Here is a 352-nt window from a genome sequence, read left to right as displayed (position 1 = left end):
CGGGTGTAGTTCCGAAGATGGGGGTCCACGGATTGGACGACGTCCACCAGATCCCCGTTGGACAGCATCTGACGCTGGAACTCACGCCACGGATCCACCCTGACCTCCCACTTCCCCGTCGCCGCGTCCAGAACGGGCCGGGCGGTCCTTTCCCACCGCAGACGACGGGAGGTGCGACCTGTCACCGGATCCATGCGGGAATAGTGCAGACACGTGCAATTGGTGATGTTCCAGTCGGGACTGTCCGCACGGCGGAGGAACTCCTCGTCCGACAGATTCTCCAACGTCAGCATCAGAGCCTGCATGAAATCGCCGTGGGAGACGATGACCACGGATTCCGCCTCGGCGCGGC

1 protein-coding gene is annotated in these 352 nt (G+C 63.4%); it reads right to left on the bottom strand.

All coding sequences use genetic code 11. The features are described 5' to 3' along the window. Nucleotides 1-352 (bottom strand): histidine phosphatase family protein (locus tag ACZYSP_RS35325; RefSeq protein WP_489019207.1); only part of this gene is annotated, 352 nt, incomplete at both ends.

It is taken from the genome of Variovorax sp. F042 (assembly GCF_057814215.1).
The sequence above is the reverse complement of the archived record's forward strand: the minus strand, read 5'-3'. Positions and strand labels throughout refer to the sequence as shown.